18 protein-coding genes, 1 tRNA gene and 1 pseudogene are annotated in these 17,050 nt (G+C 67.2%); 16 read left to right on the top strand and 4 right to left on the bottom strand.

Translation table 11 applies throughout. The features are described from left to right. Nucleotides 1-100 precede the first annotated feature (100 nt). From FHW79_RS15010 to FHW79_RS14980, 7 genes and pseudogenes are all read left to right on the top strand, one after another. The gene (locus FHW79_RS15010) at nt 101-688 is read left to right on the top strand and encodes a riboflavin synthase (RefSeq protein ID WP_183179669.1); all 588 of its coding nucleotides are present in this window, start codon (nt 101-103) and stop codon (nt 686-688) included. Further along, complete coding sequence (gene ribB, locus FHW79_RS15005; protein WP_183179668.1) at nt 685-1,809, top strand: 3,4-dihydroxy-2-butanone-4-phosphate synthase; 1,125 nt, start codon at nt 685-687, stop codon at nt 1,807-1,809. Before FHW79_RS15010 ends, ribB begins: the two co-directional genes overlap by 4 nt. A gap of 16 nt (nt 1,810-1,825) precedes the next feature. Continuing rightward, nucleotides 1,826-2,296: pseudogene (locus tag FHW79_RS15000) on the top strand (6,7-dimethyl-8-ribityllumazine synthase); the annotation flags it as partial. Between the two features lie 33 nt (nt 2,297-2,329). Continuing rightward, nucleotides 2,330-2,902, top strand: coding sequence for a transcription antitermination factor NusB (gene nusB, locus FHW79_RS14995; protein ID WP_137103021.1), 573 nt, complete (start codon nt 2,330-2,332; stop codon nt 2,900-2,902). Continuing rightward, nucleotides 2,880-3,899: a thiamine-phosphate kinase gene (gene thiL / locus FHW79_RS14990; protein ID WP_183179667.1), complete on the top strand. Its 1,020-nt coding sequence runs from the start codon at nt 2,880-2,882 to the stop codon at nt 3,897-3,899. Before nusB ends, thiL begins: the two co-directional genes overlap by 23 nt. An 83-nt stretch (nt 3,900-3,982) precedes the next feature. Beyond that, nucleotides 3,983-4,447 carry a hypothetical protein gene (locus FHW79_RS14985; protein WP_183179666.1) on the top strand — a complete coding sequence of 155 codons (465 nt, stop codon included), beginning with the start codon at nt 3,983-3,985 and terminating at the stop codon, nt 4,445-4,447. A 204-nt stretch (nt 4,448-4,651) separates the two neighbouring features. After that, on the top strand, nt 4,652-6,754 hold the full coding sequence (locus FHW79_RS14980) for a sodium-translocating pyrophosphatase (RefSeq protein ID WP_183179665.1): 2,103 nt from the start codon (nt 4,652-4,654) through the stop codon (nt 6,752-6,754). A gap of 85 nt (nt 6,755-6,839) precedes the next feature. On the opposite strand, the gene bamE is transcribed toward FHW79_RS14980, so the two are convergent. Further along, nucleotides 6,840-7,307 carry an outer membrane protein assembly factor BamE gene (gene bamE / locus FHW79_RS14975; protein WP_014240740.1) on the bottom strand — a complete coding sequence of 156 codons (468 nt, stop codon included), beginning with the start codon at nt 7,305-7,307 and terminating at the stop codon, nt 6,840-6,842. Between the two features lie 129 nt (nt 7,308-7,436). On the opposite strand from bamE, the gene FHW79_RS14970 reads away from it, so the two are divergent. The 8 genes from FHW79_RS14970 to FHW79_RS14935 all read left to right on the top strand — a co-directional run bounded on the left by FHW79_RS14970 (nt 7,437) and on the right by FHW79_RS14935 (nt 12,291). Next, complete coding sequence (locus tag FHW79_RS14970) at nt 7,437-7,988, top strand: ubiquinol-cytochrome C chaperone family protein (RefSeq protein WP_183179664.1); 552 nt, start codon at nt 7,437-7,439, stop codon at nt 7,986-7,988. Nucleotides 7,989-8,119: 131 nt separating this feature from the next. Then, nucleotides 8,120-8,728: a DUF177 domain-containing protein gene (locus tag FHW79_RS14965; RefSeq protein WP_183179663.1), complete on the top strand. Its 609-nt coding sequence runs from the start codon at nt 8,120-8,122 to the stop codon at nt 8,726-8,728. 105 nt (nt 8,729-8,833) lie between these two features. Next, nucleotides 8,834-9,019 (top strand): 50S ribosomal protein L32, encoded by a 186-nt coding sequence (gene rpmF, locus FHW79_RS14960; RefSeq protein ID WP_014240744.1) that lies wholly within the window; start codon nt 8,834-8,836, stop codon nt 9,017-9,019. A 49-nt stretch (nt 9,020-9,068) separates the two neighbouring features. After that, the gene (plsX, locus tag FHW79_RS14955; RefSeq protein WP_094302201.1) at nt 9,069-10,121 is read left to right on the top strand and encodes a phosphate acyltransferase PlsX; all 1,053 of its coding nucleotides are present in this window, start codon (nt 9,069-9,071) and stop codon (nt 10,119-10,121) included. Between the two features lie 4 nt (nt 10,122-10,125). After that, on the top strand, nt 10,126-11,097 hold the full coding sequence (locus FHW79_RS14950) for a beta-ketoacyl-ACP synthase III (RefSeq protein ID WP_183179662.1): 972 nt from the start codon (nt 10,126-10,128) through the stop codon (nt 11,095-11,097). Between the two features lie 138 nt (nt 11,098-11,235). Next, nucleotides 11,236-11,574 (top strand): integration host factor subunit alpha, encoded by a 339-nt coding sequence (locus tag FHW79_RS14945; RefSeq protein WP_014240747.1) that lies wholly within the window; start codon nt 11,236-11,238, stop codon nt 11,572-11,574. Nucleotides 11,575-11,614: 40 nt separating this feature from the next. Continuing rightward, entirely contained in the window at nt 11,615-12,130 is a 516-nt protein-coding gene (locus FHW79_RS14940) for a MerR family transcriptional regulator (RefSeq protein ID WP_183179661.1), read from the top strand. 84 nt (nt 12,131-12,214) lie between these two features. After that, a tRNA-Pro gene (locus tag FHW79_RS14935) sits at nt 12,215-12,291 on the top strand. Between the two features lie 140 nt (nt 12,292-12,431). Here the strand turns inward: FHW79_RS14935 and FHW79_RS14930 are convergent. After that, entirely contained in the window at nt 12,432-14,198 is a 1,767-nt protein-coding gene (locus FHW79_RS14930; protein ID WP_183179660.1) for a cation:proton antiporter, read from the bottom strand. Between the two features lie 397 nt (nt 14,199-14,595). Here FHW79_RS14930 and FHW79_RS14925 point away from each other — a divergent pair, with 397 nt between their 5' ends. Next, nucleotides 14,596-14,802: a hypothetical protein gene (locus FHW79_RS14925; protein ID WP_183179659.1), complete on the top strand. Its 207-nt coding sequence runs from the start codon at nt 14,596-14,598 to the stop codon at nt 14,800-14,802. Nucleotides 14,803-14,855: 53 nt separating this feature from the next. Here the strand turns inward: FHW79_RS14925 and FHW79_RS14920 are convergent, their stop codons facing one another. Together FHW79_RS14920 and FHW79_RS14915 are read right to left on the bottom strand one after the other, a co-directional pair. Then, nucleotides 14,856-15,353, bottom strand: a complete 498-nt coding sequence (locus FHW79_RS14920; protein ID WP_183179658.1) for a DUF934 domain-containing protein — start codon at nt 15,351-15,353, stop codon at nt 14,856-14,858. Then, entirely contained in the window at nt 15,340-17,028 is a 1,689-nt protein-coding gene (locus FHW79_RS14915) for a nitrite/sulfite reductase (protein WP_183179657.1), read from the bottom strand. Before FHW79_RS14915 ends, FHW79_RS14920 begins: the two co-directional genes overlap by 14 nt. Nucleotides 17,029-17,050 lie beyond the last annotated feature (22 nt).

The following is a 17,050-nucleotide window of genomic DNA, read 5'->3' as shown; positions in this document are numbered from 1 at the left end:
CCAGGACGTCCGGCACCGTGCCGCGCGCAACAGTCCGTTGCGCGCCACGCCGTGCGGATGAATCTTTCACACGATTGAAAACCTGCTAAATTGCCGGCCCATGTTCACCGGAATCATCACCGATGTTGGGCGCGTTCGGGCCGTGGAACGGCAGGGCGACACCCGGTTCACCGTCGAGACCGTCTTCGCTATGGAGACGGTTCCCATCGGCGCGTCCATCGCCAACAACGGCGTCTGCCTGACCGTCGTCGAGAAGGGGCCGGGCTGGTTCGCCGTCCAAGCCTCCGCCGAGACCCTGTCGAAGACGACGCTGGGCGGCTGGGCCGAGGGCACGCGCGTCAATCTGGAGCGCGCGCTCAAGGTCGGCGACGAGCTGGGCGGGCACATCGTGTCCGGCCATGTCGACGGCGTCGCCACGGTCGTGGAGGTCCGCGCCGACGGCGAGTCGAAGCGCTTCACCTTCGAGGCGCCGGCCGCCCTGGCGAAATACATCGCCTCCAAGGGGTCGGTGGCGCTGGACGGCGTGTCGCTGACGGTGAACGAGGTCGATGGTGCGCGCTTCGGCGTGAACATCATCCCGCACACCCAGGATGCGACCACCTTCGGCGCGCTGAAGGCCGGGGACCGGGTGAACCTGGAAATCGATATGCTCGCGCGGTATGTGGCGCGGCTGGCAGGGCAGGAATGACGTCCGAGTTTCACGAGTATCTGTCGCGCCCCGAGGAGATCATCGAGGAGGCGCGCCAGGGCAAGATGTTCATCCTCGTCGACGACGAGGACCGCGAGAACGAAGGCGATCTGGTCATCCCGGCCCAGTGCGCGACCCCCGAGGCCGTGAACTTCATGGCCAAGTACGGGCGCGGCCTGATCTGCCTCGCCATGGATCAGACCCACATCGAGCGGCTGCGCCTGCCGCTGATGGCACAGCAGAACGGCACCCGCCACCAGACCGCCTTCACCGTCTCCATCGAGGCGCGCGAGGGTGTGACGACGGGCATATCCGCCGCCGACCGCGCCCGCACCATTCAGGTCGCCATCGACCCGACAGCCGGGCCGGACGCCATCGTGACGCCGGGCCACGTCTTCCCGCTGCTTGCCCGCGACGGCGGCGTGCTGGTCCGCGCCGGCCACACGGAAGCCTCGGTGGACATCGCCCGCATGGCCGGGATGAGCGCGGCGGGCGTGATCTGCGAGATCATGAACGACGACGGCACCATGGCCCGCCTGCCGGATCTGGTGAAGTTCGCGCAGTTCCATGGACTGAAGGTGGGCACCATCGCCGACCTGATCGCCTACCGCCGCCGCACCGAGACGATCGTCGAGCAGAGGCTGGCCGCGACGCTGGACAGCCGTTTCGGCGGGCGTTTCCAGATGTACGTCTACGTCAACAAGGTGGCCTACGCGGAGCACATCGCGCTGGTGCGCGGCGACATTTCCGGCGACGAGCCGGTGCTGGTGCGCATGCACGCTCTGTCGGTGCTGGACGACGTCTTGGGCGACAAGAGCGCCGCGCGCGACGGCGAGCTTCAGGCCTCCATGGAGATGATCGCGCGGGAAGGCCGCGGCGTCATCGTCCTGCTGCGCGAGCCGATGGCCAACAGCCTGACCGAATCGGTGCTGGCGCGGCTGGAAGGCCACGACAACCCGACCCCCGCCTTGCGGGATTACGGCGTGGGCGCGCAGATCCTGCTGGACCTGGGCGTGCGCGACATGGTTCTGCTGTCGAACCGCAAGAAGTCCATCATCGGGCTGGAGGGGTACGGCCTGACCGTGCTCGGCCACCGTCCGATTCCCCCGCAAGACCAGTAACCGCCAGCCGAGCGACCCTGAGATGACCGAAAAGCCCCATCTGATGATCGTGGAAGCCCGCTTCTACGAGGACATCGCCGACGAGCTGGTGAAAGGCGCCATCGCCGAGATCGAGAAGGACGGCGCCACTTACCAGCGCGTCTCGGTCCCGGGATGCCTGGAGATTCCGGCGGCGATCCTGTATGCCCTGCGTTCCATGGATTTCTTCACGGCGCGCAAGCGCTTCGACGGCTATGTCGGGCTGGGCTGCGTGATCCGCGGCGAGACCACCCATTACGACATCGTCTGCAACGAGAGCGCCCGCGGTCTCCAGGACCTCGCGCTGCGCTACGCGCTGGCCATCGGCAACGGCGTGCTGACGGTGGAGAACCGCGAGCAGGCCTGGGCGCGGGCCTCCGTGACGGCCAAGAACAAGGGCGGTTTCGCGGCGCGCGCCTGCCTTGACATGATCGAACTCAAGCGCCAATTCCGCCTCTATCCGCGGTGACCCCGCGGTGCAATTCCTGACAGACTGAGCATCATGAGCAACGACGACGCGGCTGGCCGCGCGAAACAGAAGCGCGGCTCCCGGAACCGGACGGGTGGCGGATCGGCCAAGGCCCGGCGCAAGGCCGCACGCCTTGCCGCCGTTCAGGCCCTGTACCAGATCGACCTGAACCAGATCGAACCGACCGGCATCGCCGTGGAATCCGTGATCGGCGAATTCGTCAATCACCGGCTGGGTGAGGAGATCGACGGGGCGAAGTTCGTCTCCGCCGACCCGCAGCTGTTCGCCGACATCGTCCGCGGTGCCGCGCACCGCCGGGCCGAGGTTGACGGCATGCTGGCCTCAGCGCTCGAGCCGCGCTACGCCCTGGACCGCCTGGAACTGCTGATGCGCGCCATCCTGCGGGCCGGCGCCTACGAGCTGTTCGTCCACAACGACACCCACCCGCGCATCCTCATCAGCGAGTATGTGGATGTGGCGCACGCCTTCTTTGCGGCGCGCGAGCCGGGCATGGTGAACGGCGTGCTCGACCATGTGGCCCGTGCGTTGCGGCCGGACGAACTGGCCCAGCCGGACCCCAGCCGTGACCAGTCCAAAGACCGCTAGGGCAACGACCGGCAAGCCGCTCGGCGAGTTCGGGCGGATCGACCGCTATTTCAGGCCGCTGGCGTCCGGTTTTCCGGGCGCCCGCGGGCTTGCCGACGACGCCGCCGTGTTCGGCGTCCCCGCCGACCAGGAGCTGGTCGTCACCACGGACGCCATGGTTGCCGGCGTCCATTTCTTTCCCGACGACGCGCCCGGCGACATCGCCGCGAAGCTGCTGCGCACCAACCTGTCGGACCTCGCCGCCATGGGCGCGGCCCCCTACGCCTATACGCTCGTGACCGCTTTGCCGAAGACGGTGGGAGAGGACTGGCTCGCCGGCTTCGCCGCCGGTCTGGGCGAGGATCAGGCCCGTTTCGGAATCGCTCTGGCGGGCGGTGACTCGGTGTCGACCTCCGGCCCGATCACCCTGTCGGTAACCGCCTTCGGGTTGGTGCCGAAGGGTGGGGCGGTGCCACGCTGGGGTGGGCGTCCCGGCGACCGTGTCTACGTCACCGGCACCATCGGCGACGCGGCGCTCGGTCTGCGGATCGCCTACGGAACGCTGGAGGTGGCGGACGACTCGGCGCGCGCCGTGCTGCTGGGGCGCCTCCGGCGTCCCGATCCGCGGACGACGCTGGGGCCGCGTCTGGTCGGGCTGGCGACCGGTTGCCTGGACGTGTCCGACGGCTTGGTCGCTGATCTCGGCCATTTGTGCGAGGAATCGGGCTGCGCCGCGCTTCTGGAGTCGGGGCTGGTTCCTCTTTCGGATGCCGCGAGGTCGGTGATCGGCGACGATCCGGTGCGCTTCGCCATGGCGCTGACGGGTGGCGACGACTACGAGCTGCTCTTCACCGCCGCGGAGGACGCCGCACCGGCGCTTGCCGCCCTGTCGGCGGAGACCGGCGTGCCGGTGACGGGCATCGGCCATTTGCTGGATGGGCCGGCGGGCGACGTCACGGTCGCCGATGCGCAGGGGCGGGTTCTCGACCTGCCGACTCGCGGCTGGGACCATTTCTGAGAGCCCCTTTGTCGCGCGACTCCGCTTAACGCAATCGAAAGCAGGGCGGCGCTAGGCTCGATCCGTTCCGTATCCGGAAAGGGATGGGCGTGATCAAGGCCGTCATATTGCTGGTTTTGGGCCTGCTGCTGCTGGGCGGTGCGGGCTTCGGCGGCTGGATGATCTACAACAAGTATTTCATCGAGCACGAGGAATCGGCTCCCAAGAAGGAGGAGCCGCTGCCCAAGCCGCCCACCGGCTTCGTCCGCATGGCCCCTCTCGTCGTCCCGGCCATCGGCACGCAGAAGGTCGAGCAGTTCGTGACCGTGGTCGTCACGCTGGAGGTCGTTCTCGACAAGGTCCCCTATGTCCAGGCCCGCCAGCCGCTGGTCTACGACCGCTGCCTGTCGGCCCTCTACGCCGCCGTAGACGACCGGTCGGTGATGACGGGCAACTTGGTCAACATCATTGCCATAAAAGAAAAACTCGCCGCCGCCGCCGCGAAAGTCGTGGGGGAGGGCGTGGTGCAAAATGTTCTTGTTCAGGTGGTTACACAGCGCAATTTGTAACCGTTCTGAAAAAGCCCATCCGAAAGTCAGGAGCGCCTCGGCCAAATCGCCGCGCCTATTCGGGCGTGGCGGCTGTTGCATTGTGCCCTTCTCTTCGGCATCCTTTTCCTGAACAACTCGCCCGTCATCCACCTTCGTTTGTACGGGTCGTTTTCACGACAAGGCGGTAATCGGGCCCGAAACCATAAGAATTTGGGGGAACCGATGGCAGCAGCGTTCGTCATCATCATCGCCAGCGGCCTGTTGGCCCTGGCGTATGGGTACTACGCCGGCAAGCAAGTCATGGCGGCCTCCGCCGGGTCCGACCGTATGCAGGAAATCGCAGCGGCCGTGCAGGAGGGCGCCCGAGCCTATCTGAATCGCCAGTACACCACCATCGCCATCGCCGGCGTGGTTCTTCTCATCATCCTCGGCGCCTTCCTCGGCCTGCATGTGGCCATCGGCTTTCTGATCGGGTCGGTCCTGTCGGGGGCCGCCGGCTATGTCGGGATGAACGTGTCGGTGCGCGCCAACGTGCGCACGGCCCAGGCGGCGACCCAGGGCTTGGCCCCGGCGCTCGACATCGCCTTCAAGGCGGGGGCGATCACCGGCATGCTGGTGGTCGGTCTGGGCCTGCTGGGCGTGGGTGTCTATTACGGCATCCTGACGATGATCTACCGCGTGACCGACCCGATCGAGGTCCGCGCCGTGCTGGAGGCCCTGGTCGCCCTCAGCTTTGGCGCCTCGCTGATCTCCATCTTCGCCCGTCTGGGCGGCGGCATCTTCACCAAGGGGGCCGACGTCGGCGCCGATCTGGTGGGCAAGGTCGAGGCCGGCATTCCGGAGGACGATCCCCGCAACCCCGCGGTGATCGCGGACAATGTGGGCGACAACGTCGGCGACTGCGCCGGTATGGCCGCCGACCTCTTCGAAACCTACGCCGTCACCATCGTCGCCACCATGCTGCTGGCGGCGATTTTCTTTTCGGGCGAGGTGATCCGCCTGCTGCTCGTCTACCCGCTGGTCATCGGCGCGGTCTGCATCGCCGCCTCCGTCGCCGGCACCTTCTTCGTGAAGCTGGGCAGCAACAACAACATCATGGCCGCCCTCTACAAGGGGCTGGCCGCCACCGCCGGCATCTCGCTGGTGCTGATCCTGATCGTGACGGCGATCATGTTCGGCTTCACCCGGCCCATCCCGCTGAACGGCGGCGGTTACGTCACCGGAGCCAACCTGTTCGTATCGTCCCTGGTCGGGCTGGGCGTGACCGGCCTGCTGGTGTGGATCACCGAATATTACACCTCCACTGCCTTCCGCCCGGTGCGCAGCGTCGCCCGCGCGTCGGAAACCGGGCACGGCACCAACGTGATCCAGGGTCTGGCTGTGTCGATGGAGGCAACGGCGCTTCCCGTCCTGGTCATCTGCGTCGGCATCATCATCGCCTACGGGCAGGCCGGCATCTTCGGCATCGGCATCGCCGCGACCACGATGCTTGCCCTGGCCGGTATGGTGGTGGCGCTGGACGCCTACGGTCCGGTGACCGACAACGCGGGCGGCATCGCCGAAATGGCCGACATGCCGAAGGACATCCGCGTGACGACCGACGCGCTGGACGCCGTCGGCAACACCACCAAGGCGGTGACCAAGGGCTACGCCATCGGCTCCGCCGGCCTCGCCGCACTGGTGCTGTTCGCCGCCTATGTCCAGGATCTGAAGCATTATTTCCCCAACGTGGCGGTCGAGTTCCGGCTCGACGATCCCTATGTGGTCGTCGGGCTGCTGATCGGCGGCCTGCTGCCCTACCTGTTCGGGGCGATGGGCATGACCGCGGTCGGTCGCGCCGCCGGATCGGTGGTGGTGGAGGTGCGCCGCCAGTTCCGCGAGATCAGCGGCATTATGGAGGGCACGGCGAAGCCCGACTATGGTCGGGCCGTCGACATGCTGACCCGCGCCGCGATCAAGGAGATGGTGATTCCGTCGCTGCTGCCGGTGCTGGCGCCGGTGGTCCTGTACATCGTCATCGCCGCCATCGCCGGTCAGGCGCAGGCCTTTGCCGCTTTGGGTGCCATGCTGCTGGGCACCATCGTGACGGGGATCTTCGTCGCCATCTCGATGACCTCGGGCGGCGGCGCCTGGGACAACGCCAAGAAGTTCATCGAGGAGGGGAACCACGGCGGCAAGGGCTCTGATGCGCACAAGGCGGCGGTGACCGGCGACACCGTCGGCGACCCCTACAAGGACACCGCCGGCCCGGCGGTCAATCCGATGATCAAGATCACCAACATCGTGGCGATCCTGCTTCTGGCGATCCTCGCCCAGATCGGTTGAGGAGGAACCGGCTGATCCCGGCTCGGCACCAAAAGAAAAGCCCCGCGGGAGCGGGGCTTTTTCTGTTTCGGTGCACCGGTTGGCGTCAGCGGCCAGGGCCGCGGTTGCGCGAGTCCTTGGCGGAGAAGCGCCCGACGTTGCCGAGCATCTGTTCGAGGAAGCTCAACTCGCGGCCGGCGGTGGGGGTGCTGCGATCGACGATGTCGATCTGCTGTCCGTCGGTGGCGTCGAGCTGCTTCATCTCCGTCACCACGCCCGCGTCGTCGAAATGGACGACCACGACACGGCGCTCCATCACGCTCGGCTGGAAGAAAGCGACCTTCTCCGTCTTCTGGCCGATGTAGTACCAGACATTCTGGTCGAAGGTTCCCACCGAGGTCGGCGTGCCGAGAATGTCCGCCACATCCTCCCGCCGCGACTGGCCGGCCTTGATCTCGGCGATGCGGTCGGGGTCCGCCATGTTGCCACGGGTCGCCACGGTGGGCGAGCACGCGGAGACGGCGAGACCCAGAAAGGCGAAGGCGCACAGCGCCGAAGGAATCGATCTCGTCATGGTGCTCAGGCTATGATGGCGCGGGCGGACCGCCGGACCCTTGCGGCAGGCCGGACTCCGCCCGCAATGCCGGGACAATCGCACCGCGCGGTTTGTCCTGTCAACGAAACTCCGAGCGGGGGAGAATCCGTGCTTGACCGCCTGTTCCGGCGCCGGCGTGAAGCCCGCGCCGTCGCCGATTTCTATCTTGCCATCGCCGCGCAGGCCCGCCAGCCGGCCTTCTACCGTGACCTTGGCGTTCCCGACACGCTGGACGGTCGTTTCGACATGGTGGTGCTTCACGTCTTCCTGGTGATGCGCCGCCTGAAGGGGCAGGGGGCTGCCGCCGCGGACCGCTCGCGCCTGCTCTTCGAGGCGATGATCGACCATTTCGAGAAGTCGCTGATGGAGCAGGGTGTGGGCGACAGCGGAGTCGGACGGCGGATCAAGACCATGGCGCGCGGCATCGCCGGCCGCATCGAGGTCTACGACCGCGCACTCGCCGATGAGAACGCGGCCGCGTTGGAGGTCGCCCTCGACAACAACGTCTATGGCACCGCATCGGATGTGCCGCCGCACCGGCTGGCCGTCTTGGCCGCCTATGTCTGGCGCGAGGCCGCCGCGCTGGAGGCGCAGCCGCTGGAGTCGCTCATGGCCGGGGAGGTGCGCTTCGGTCCGCCGCCCGGCGCCGGGACGGATTGACCGACTCCGCCGAGTCTCTTCTTCTATGGGGCTCGCCGAATGGACTTGCCTTTCCCGGCGTCCGGATTCATCTGACAGTGAGACGAAGGCGCCCGCTTCAGAACGGGCGCTGTGACAAGGAATTGCCTGACATGCGCAACACGATCCAGCCCTCCGCCGGCCCCGCGCCGGAATTCTCGCGCATCGTCCGCGCCGATGCCGTCCACCGTGACGGCGATCTGGTCGAAACCATCGAGGCGACGGAAGCCGAGCGCAAGGCGCTGGCCGAGCGGTTCGAACTGGAGGGAATCGGGCGGCTGACCGCCCGGATCCGCCTGCGCTCCGTGCGCGGCGGCCAGATGGTGCGCGTGGAGGGGGAACTGGAGGCCGATGTGGTGCAGACCTGCGTCATCACGCTGGAGCCGGTGCCCGCCGAGATTTCCGACCGGTTCGGCGCGCTGTTCGCGCCGGAGTCGATGGTCCCTGACGAGGACGACGAGATCGAGATCGACCCGAACATCGCCGAGGAGGACATTCCGGAGGCGATGAACAACGGGCGCATCGACATCGGCGAACTGGCCGCCCAGCATTTGTCGCTGGCGCTCGACCCCTATCCTCATGCAGAAGGCGTGGCGTTCGACGGATACAGCGAAGGCGAAGACGAGGAGGAGGGCATGGCCCCCGCCGAAGATGACGCCGGCGCCGATCCGGAGAAGCCGAACCCGTTCGCCGCGCTGGAACGTCTGAAACGACAGAATTGAGGGCGGAACGGGCTTGCCCTTCGGGGGCAATTGCCGTATTGAATGCCGCTCGCGTCAGGCGGCCCCTCTTCGGGCCGCCTTTTACAATGAAGAGAGTTTACGGCCATGGCTGTTCCGAAGAAGAAGACCTCCAAGTCGCGCCGCAACATGCGTCGCTCGCACCACGCTCTCCCGACCTCGTCCTACGCCGAGTGCTCGAACTGCGGCGAGCTGAAGCGCCCGCACCATGTCTGCGGCTCTTGCGGTCACTACGACCAGCGCGAAGTGGTTCAGAGCGCTCCGGCGGCCTGATGGCGGTTTGGTTGGCCGCCCTACGTCCTAGCCAGGGAGCCTGTCCGCGGTGAGCCAGCGCCTGACCATTGCCCTTGATGCCATGGGCGGTGACAAAGGACCCGACATGGTGATTGCCGGGGCGGATATCGCCCGCGAGCGTCACCCGCAGGTGCATTACCTGCTGTTCGGGGACACCGCCCGCATCGAGCCGCTGCTTGCGCAGCGGCCCGCCTTGAGAGCGGTGGCCGAGGTGCGCCACACCCCGGACGCCGTGGCCGGCGACGCCAAGCCGTCGGTCGCGCTGCGCGCCGGACGCCAGTCGAGCATGCGTCTCGCCATCGACTCGGTGGCGGGCGGGCAAGCCGCCTGTGTGGTCTCTGCCGGCAACACCGGCGCGCTCATGGCCATGGCCAAGTTCGTGTTGAAGACGATTCCCGGGATCGACCGCCCGGCCATCGCCTCCTTCTTCCCGACCCTGCGGGGGGAGAGCGTCATGCTCGACCTCGGCGCCAACACCGAGTGCCAGCCCGAGAATCTCGTGCAGTTCGCCGTGATGGGCGCGGTCTTCGCGCGCACCGCGCTGAACCTGTCCGAGCCGACCATCGGCGTGCTGAACATCGGTTCGGAGGAGGTGAAGGGGAACGAGGTGGTGCGCGCCGCCGCGACCCGTCTGCGTGAAATGCCGCTGCCCGGGCGTTTCCACGGATTCGTCGAGGGCAACGACATCGCCACCGGCACGGTGGACGTGATCGTCACCGACGGCTTCACCGGCAACGTCGCCCTGAAGACCGCCGAAGGCACGGCGAAGCTCTTTACGGAGTTCCTGCGCCGGACGTTCCAGTCCTCCTGGACGGCGCGTCTCGGCTACCTGCTGGCCCGCGGGGCCTTCAAGCGGTTGAAGCAGCGCACCGATCCGCGCCGCTACAACGGCGCCATGTTCCTGGGGCTGCGCGGAGTCTGCGTGAAGAGCCACGGGGGCACCGACGCCATCGGGTTCGCCAACGCCATCGGTGTGGCCTACAATCTGGCGGCAAACGGTTTCAACGACCGAATCAAGGAAGAGATGCAGCGTCTCGGCGACGCCAAGCCTCTTCCCGACACGAAGGCGGCGGCGGTCTAACATCATGGTCAAGCGTTCCCGAGTTCTCGGCTGCGGTTCCTACCTCCCGGCCAATGTCGTCACGAATCGCGACCTCGAAGCCCGTGTGGACACCTCGGACGAGTGGATCGTCCAGCGCACCGGCATCAAGTCGCGCCACATCGCCGCCGACGGGGAACTCACCTCCGACCTCGCCATCGCCGCGGCGACGCGCGCGCTGGAGCATGCCGGGGTGGACGCCGCCAGCATCGACTGCATCGTGCTAGCGACGACGACTCCGGACAACACCTTCCCGGCGACGGCGACGAAGGTGCAGGCGGCGCTGGGGACCAAGGGCTTCGCGCTGGACATCCAGGCGGTGTGTGCCGGCTTCGTCTACGCCATGTCGATCGCCGACAACTTCATCCGCATCGGACAGGCCAACCGCGCCCTGGTCATCGGCGCGGAGACCTTCTCCCGCCTGCTCGACTGGAAGGACCGCACCACCTGCGTCCTGTTCGGCGACGGCGCGGGGGCCGTGGTGATGGAGGGCTACGACGCCGCCGGGACCTCGGCGGACCGCGGCGTGCTGTCCACCCACCTGCATTCGGACGGCGCCCAGTACGGTCTGCTCTACGTCGATGGCGGCCCGTCGACCACCGGCACGGCGGGGCATGTTCGGATGAACGGCCAGGACGTGTTCCGCCACGCCGTCAGCAAGCTGTCCTCGGTCGTCGAGGAGGCTCTGGCGGCCAACGGTCTGGAGCCGTCGGCGGTGGACTGGCTGGTGCCGCACCAGGCCAACCAGCGGATCATCGACGGCATCGCCCGCAAGCTCAAGCTGCCGACCGACAAGGTCGTGCTGACGGTGGACCGGCATGGCAACACCTCCGCCGCTTCGATCCCGCTGGCGCTGTGCGAAGCGGTGCATGACGGCCGCGTGAAGCGTGGCGACCTGATCCTCATGGAGGCCATCGGCGGTGGCCTGACCTGGGGCGCCGCGATGGTGCGCTGGTAAGCGGCGCGCCCGCTTCGTTTTTCCGCAGGGTGGCGTTTGCTGCGCTGCTCACAACGACGCGATCCAAGCTTTTGAATTGACCGGGTTCTTTCCCCGGATTACGGTTTTTCCCCTATGGTTTCGGGGGGGAAGCGAACCATGTCACAGAACACCGTCACCCGCGCGCAGCTCAGCGAGGCGGTCTACCAAGAGGTCGGCCTGTCGCGCAACGAATCCGCCGATCTGGTCGAAAGCGTCCTGGAGGAGATCTCCGACGCCCTGGCCCGCGGCGAGATGGTCAAGATCTCGTCCTTCGGCAGTTTCCAGATCCGGCAGAAGGGGCAGCGGGTCGGCCGCAACCCGAAGACCGGCGAAGAGGTGCCCATCCTGCCCAGGCGCGTCCTGGTCTTCCGGGCGAGCCACGTCCTGAAGAACCGCATCAACGAGGTCGTCGAGGCGGAGGAAGCCGAGGCGCAGCGCGTGAAGGCGGTTTCCTGATCCGCCGGACGGAGCGGTCGACAACAAGGGTTTCCCGGACATGAAGGCGCGCGGCACCACAAAGTCCGCCACGGCGTTCCGCACGATCAGCGAGGTGTCGTCCGACCTGGACGTGCCGCAGCATGTGCTGCGTTTCTGGGAGGGCAAGTTCCCGCAACTCCGCCCGCTCAAGCGCGGTGGAGGGCGGCGCTATTACCGCCCGGAAGACGTGGACCTGCTGCGGCAGATTCAGAACCTGCTGTATGGCGAAGGCTACACGATCAAGGGTGTCCAGCGCCTTCTGAAGGACGGGAAGGTGGACGATGAGCCGGACGCCCGGAGGGTGGTGGAGACGCCGGAAGAACTGCCGGAAGAACCGGGTGTCCCCGACATTTTCGAGGCCGTTCCTGACGAAGCGGCCGTGGCCTTGCTCGATGGGGAGAATGGCGCTCCGGTCGTTGCGCTCGACGGTCTGTCGGACAGCATCCGGCAAGCCATCGCTCAGGCTCTCGATGAGTTGAGGGAGGCACGCCTTTTGCTCGCGGTAGGAGAGGAAAAAGAAATTCGAGGGGTGTGAAAAAAATGAACTGTAGCGCTTGCGTTGGACCAAGGTCCCGGCTATAGTCCCGCTCCCTTCCAGAACGAAGGGCGGTCCGTCGAACGGAGCGTAGCGCAGCCTGGTAGCGCATCAGACTGGGGGTCTGGGGGTCGCAGGTTCAAATCCTGTCGCTCCGACCAATGTTCTGGAAGATGAAAAGGCCTTGGAGCTGATCGGCTCCAAGGCCTTTTCTTTTGCTTTTCTCCAGCGGCCGATGTGCGGAAGCCGCCGGGCCTCTGTTGGAGAGGCCGGCGGCGGTTCCGTTGCAATGCGCGTCCGCTCAGGCGGCGCTCTCCGACGCGGCAACGGCTTCGTCGGTGGCGGCGTCCTGCTGGTTCATCTTGCGCCGCTGCGCGGCCATGTCGATCAGGGCCGTGCGCAGCGCCGGATGGCGGGCGGTGAATTGGTTGAAGTCGCGCCGCTCCAGCACCTGAAGCTGGCAGTAGTCGACCGCAGCGACGTCGGCGTTGCGCCGCTGGCCGCTCAGCAGGGCCATCTCGCCGAACATCGTGCCGGCGCCCAGGCGGATGGTCTGGCCTTCCATGAGCACCTCCACGGCGCCTGAGGAGATGAAGTACATGGCGTTGGCGCGGTCGCCCTTGCGGATGATCCGCTCGCCGGGCACCGCCGACTTGGGCCGGAACAGCATCATCAGCCGCTCCTGCTCGTGGGCGTCCAGCAGCGACAGCACCGGGAAGGTTTTGGCCAGCGCCTGGATCTGCAGGTCGTGTTCCTTCTCGCGCTCCTCCGCCTGGTGGCGGGCATCGGCGAGGCTGCTCTGGAGCTGCTCGAACTGCTCCCAGCCATAGGGCGGCACACCGGCGGCCCGCTTGGCCTGGAGATGCTTGCGCAGCATCGCGACGCCCGCGAAGACCGCCGGGTTCAGCGTAATCGACAGCAGCGCGCCGGCCAGCACGAGGTCGCGCCCTTCCTCCGGCAACAGGCCGAGCGACATGCCGAGTCCGACGAGGATGAAGGAGAACTCGCCGATCTGCGCGAGGCTGGCCGACACCGCCAAGCCCATGCCCACCGGGAAGCGCAGCAGGATCACGATGCCGAAAGCGATCAGCGACTTGCCGACCACGATCAGAGCCACCACGGCGATGACCGCCAACGGGTCGCGCAGCAAGATTGAAGGGTCGAACAGCATGCCGACCGACACGAAGAACAGCACGGCGAAAGCGTCCTGCAACGGCATCGAATCGGTGGCAGCCTTGTGGCTGAAGCGCGATTCGTTCAACACCACGCCGGCGAAGAAGGCGCCCAGCGCGAAGGACACGCCGAACAACACCGCCGAGCCATAGGCGACGCCGAGCGCGATGGCGAGAACGGACAGAGTGAACAGTTCGCGTGATCCGGTCCGCGCCACGTTGGTCAGGATCACCGGAACGACGCGCGGGCCGAGGACGATCGCCAGAACGGAGAAGGCCGCCACCTTGCCCAGCGTGAGCGCCAGCGTCAGCCAGATCGGCCCGTCCGAGCCGGCGCCATGGCCCCCAGCGGCGCCCGGCGCGTGGCCGCCCAGAACCTCCGCCAGTGCGGGCAGCAGAACGAGCGCCAGGACCATCGCGAGGTCCTCGACGATCAGCCAGCCGACCGCCACGCGGCCCTCGGCGGTGTTCAGCATGTCGCGCTCTTCCAGGGCCTTCAGCAGCACGACCGTGCTCGCCACCGACAGGCTGAGGCCGAGCACGAGGCCAGCGCCGAGGCTCCAGCCCCACAGCCACGCCAACCCGACGCCCAGCGCGGTGGCGAGGCCGATCTGGCCGACCGCGCCGGGAATGGCGATTTTCCGGACCGCCAGCAGGTCCGAGGGCGAGAAATGAAGACCGACGCCGAACATCAGGAGAATGACGCCGATCTCGGCCAACTGGGCGGCCAGGGCACCGTCGGCGACGAAGCCCGGCGTGAAGGGGCCGATGATGATGCCGGCAACCAGATAACCGACGAGGGGAGGCAAGCGAATGCGGTCGGCGAGGTATCCGAAGATGAATGCCAACCCAAATGCGATGGCGATCATGGAAATAAGCGGAACGTCATGGGACATGCGAAAATCCTGGCTGCATCGGCGCGATGCCGCATAGTACGGATTTTGGCTGGCCGTGTGAGCAATGTTGTCGGGATTTTTCCAGTCGTTCGCCCGCATTCGCGGGGACTAATGTGCGATAGGCGCAAATTCGCCTCAATTGCCCAATGCTTCGGCATGGCGGTCGGAATCCATACGGTGTGACTTTGCTGGCCCGTCGCGTTCCGGGGCTGGATAAGCCGGCCGGGACCGCTATGCTCCGCGGGCGGATGGTGAGGGGAAAGGCATGGCGAGCAAAAGACGCAAGGCACCCAGGAAGGCCGGCCGGGGCCGCTCGGGGACGGGGCGCCCTCTGGCGGGCGAATCGATGGTCCTGGATGGTCGGGCCCCGCGGCCGCAGGTCCGGATGCCCCCTGTTGTGCGCAGCCGGGGCAATGCGAAACGCTTCGTCTCTCTGGACGGCGATTCGGGGGCCTTTCTCGGGCCCGAGCAACAGTATCTGCTGAGGAAGCGCCAGGAGGTCGAACGGCGCGAGGCGCGGCTGCGGCGCACCGTGGGCGGGGCTTTAGCGGCTGTCGCAGCCGCGGCTGTGGCGGGCCTGTTCTGGGCGTTCGGCGGGATGTGAAGGCGGGATGTGAATCGCGCCGCGCCCGGGATGCCGGCGCGGCGCGACGCGTGTCAGGACCCCAGGCGGCGGCGCAGGAGCGACAGCGGCTGCGGGTCGTCCAGCGACGGCTGGAAAGCGACGGTGATCTCTGTCAGCGCGCGGGCCCAGCTCTCCGGGTTGGTGGTCTCCGGCGCCTCGGCGGAGGTGAAACCAGTGCGCAGGAGAAACCGGTATTGGTCGGGGATCACGTGCCCGACCGCCCGGATCTCGCCGCTGTAGCCGTAGCGCTCCCGCAGCTCGCGCGCCGTGGAGAAGCCGCGGCCGTCGCGGAACTTGGGGAACTCGATCGCCACCAGGGCGAAGCGGTCCAGGTCCGGCGCGATGACCGGGGCCAGGGTCCCGCTCTTGACCCGGACGCCGAGCGCCGCGTTGCGCCCGTCGAAGCTCGCGCGCTCCGCCTGCCAGCGCTCGAAGGTGACGATGGCGGGGCGGTCGGCGGGGACCGGCTCGCCGTCGGCGACCGCGACCCACTCGTCCTCGACGATGCGGCCGTCCTTAATGAGCGGCATAGACTCTCTCCTTGAACGGGCCGTGGCCGACGCGCTTCAGCGTGTCGATGAAACGTTCCCCGTCGTGCCGGTTGGACAGATAGACCTCGACGATGGCTTCGATGGCGTCCACCGTCTCGTCGGCGGTCACCGCCGGGCCGAGGATGTCGCCGATCGCCGTGGTCAGGGTCGGGTCGCCGCCGACGGTGATCTGGTAGAATTCCTCGCCCTTCTTGTCGACGCCGAGGATGCCGATGGCTCCGACATGGTGGTGGCCGCAGGCGTTGATGCAGCCGCTGATCTTGATGCCCAGTTCGCCGATGGTCTGCTGCCGCGCCGGATCGGCGAAGCGGGCCGAGATGGCCTGGGCCAGCGGGATTGAGCGGGCGTTGGCCAGCGCGCAATAGTCGAGGCCGGGGCAGGCGATGATGTCGCCGATCAGCCCAGCGTTCGGCGTGCCCAGCCCGTTGGCCTCCAGCGCCGTCCACAGGGTGAACAGTGCGTCCTGCCGGACATGGGCGAGGACGAGGTTCTGCGCGTGGCTGACGCGGAGTTCGCCGAAGCTGTGCGCATCAGCCAGATCGGCGACCAGATCCATCTGCTCCGAGGTGGCATCGCCGGGGATGCCGCCGGCGGGCTTCAGCGAGATGGTGGCGGCGGCGTAGCCGGGGACTTTGTGGGCGAGCACGTTGACCGCCACCCAGCGGGCGAAGTCCGGGTTCGCGGCCTTGGCAGCCTGGAAGGACTCCGGCTCGTCGGTCAGCGTCTCGAAGGCCGGGCCGCCGAAGCGGCGGCGGATCTCGTCGACGACCTCCGGGGCGAGGCGGTATTTCGGGCCGCGCAGGCGGGCGAACTCCTCCTCCACCTCCTGGGTGAACTTCTCCTGGCCCAGCTCGTGGACGAGGATCTTGATGCGCGCCTTGTAGAGGTTGTCGCGCCGGCCGTACTGGTTGTAGACGCGCAGGATGGCTTCGAGATAGGCGACGAAGTCCTCTTCCGGCACCCAGTCGCGGACCAGCTTGCCGACGAAGGGTGAGCGGCCGAGGCCGCCGCCGACATAGAAGGTGAAGCCGACCTCGCCCCGCTCGTTGCGCTTGGCGAAGACGCCGACGTCGTGGACGCGGATGGCCGCGCGGTCGGCATCCGACCCCATGATGGCGATCTTGAACTTGCGCGGCAGGAAGGTGAATTCGGGATGCAGGGTCGTCCACTGTCGCAGGATCTCGGCGTAGACGCGCCCGTCCACCACCTCGTCCCGCGCCGCGCCCACGAACTGGTCGGTGGTGACGTTGCGCACGCAGTTGCCGCTGGTCTGCAGCGCGTGCATGTCCACCTCGGCCAGCTCGTGCAGAATGGCCGGAGTGTCCTCCAGCTTGATCCAGTTGAACTGGAGATTCTGGCGGGTGGTAAAGTGGCCGTACCCCTTATCGTACTTGCGCCCGATCTCGGCCAGCTTGCGGAGCTGCCGGGAGGTCAGCACGCCGTAGGGAACGGCGATGCGCAGCATGTAGGCGTGGAGCTGGAGATAGAGGCCGTTCATCAGCCGCAGCGGCTTGAACTCCTCCTCCGTCAGCTCGCCAGACAGGCGGCGCTCGACCTGGGCGCGGAACTGCTCCACGCGCTCCGCGACGAAGCGGCGGTCGATGTCGTCGTAGCTGTAGACCCCGGCGTTGCGGCCGGGCGCGATGTGGTTCATGGAACTCGCCCTTGTCAAAAGA

Source organism: Azospirillum sp. OGB3 (assembly GCF_014192915.1).
Classification (GTDB): domain Bacteria; phylum Pseudomonadota; class Alphaproteobacteria; order Azospirillales; family Azospirillaceae; genus Azospirillum.
Note: the sequence above shows the minus strand (reverse complement) of the source record. Positions and strands in the feature narration are given on the sequence as shown.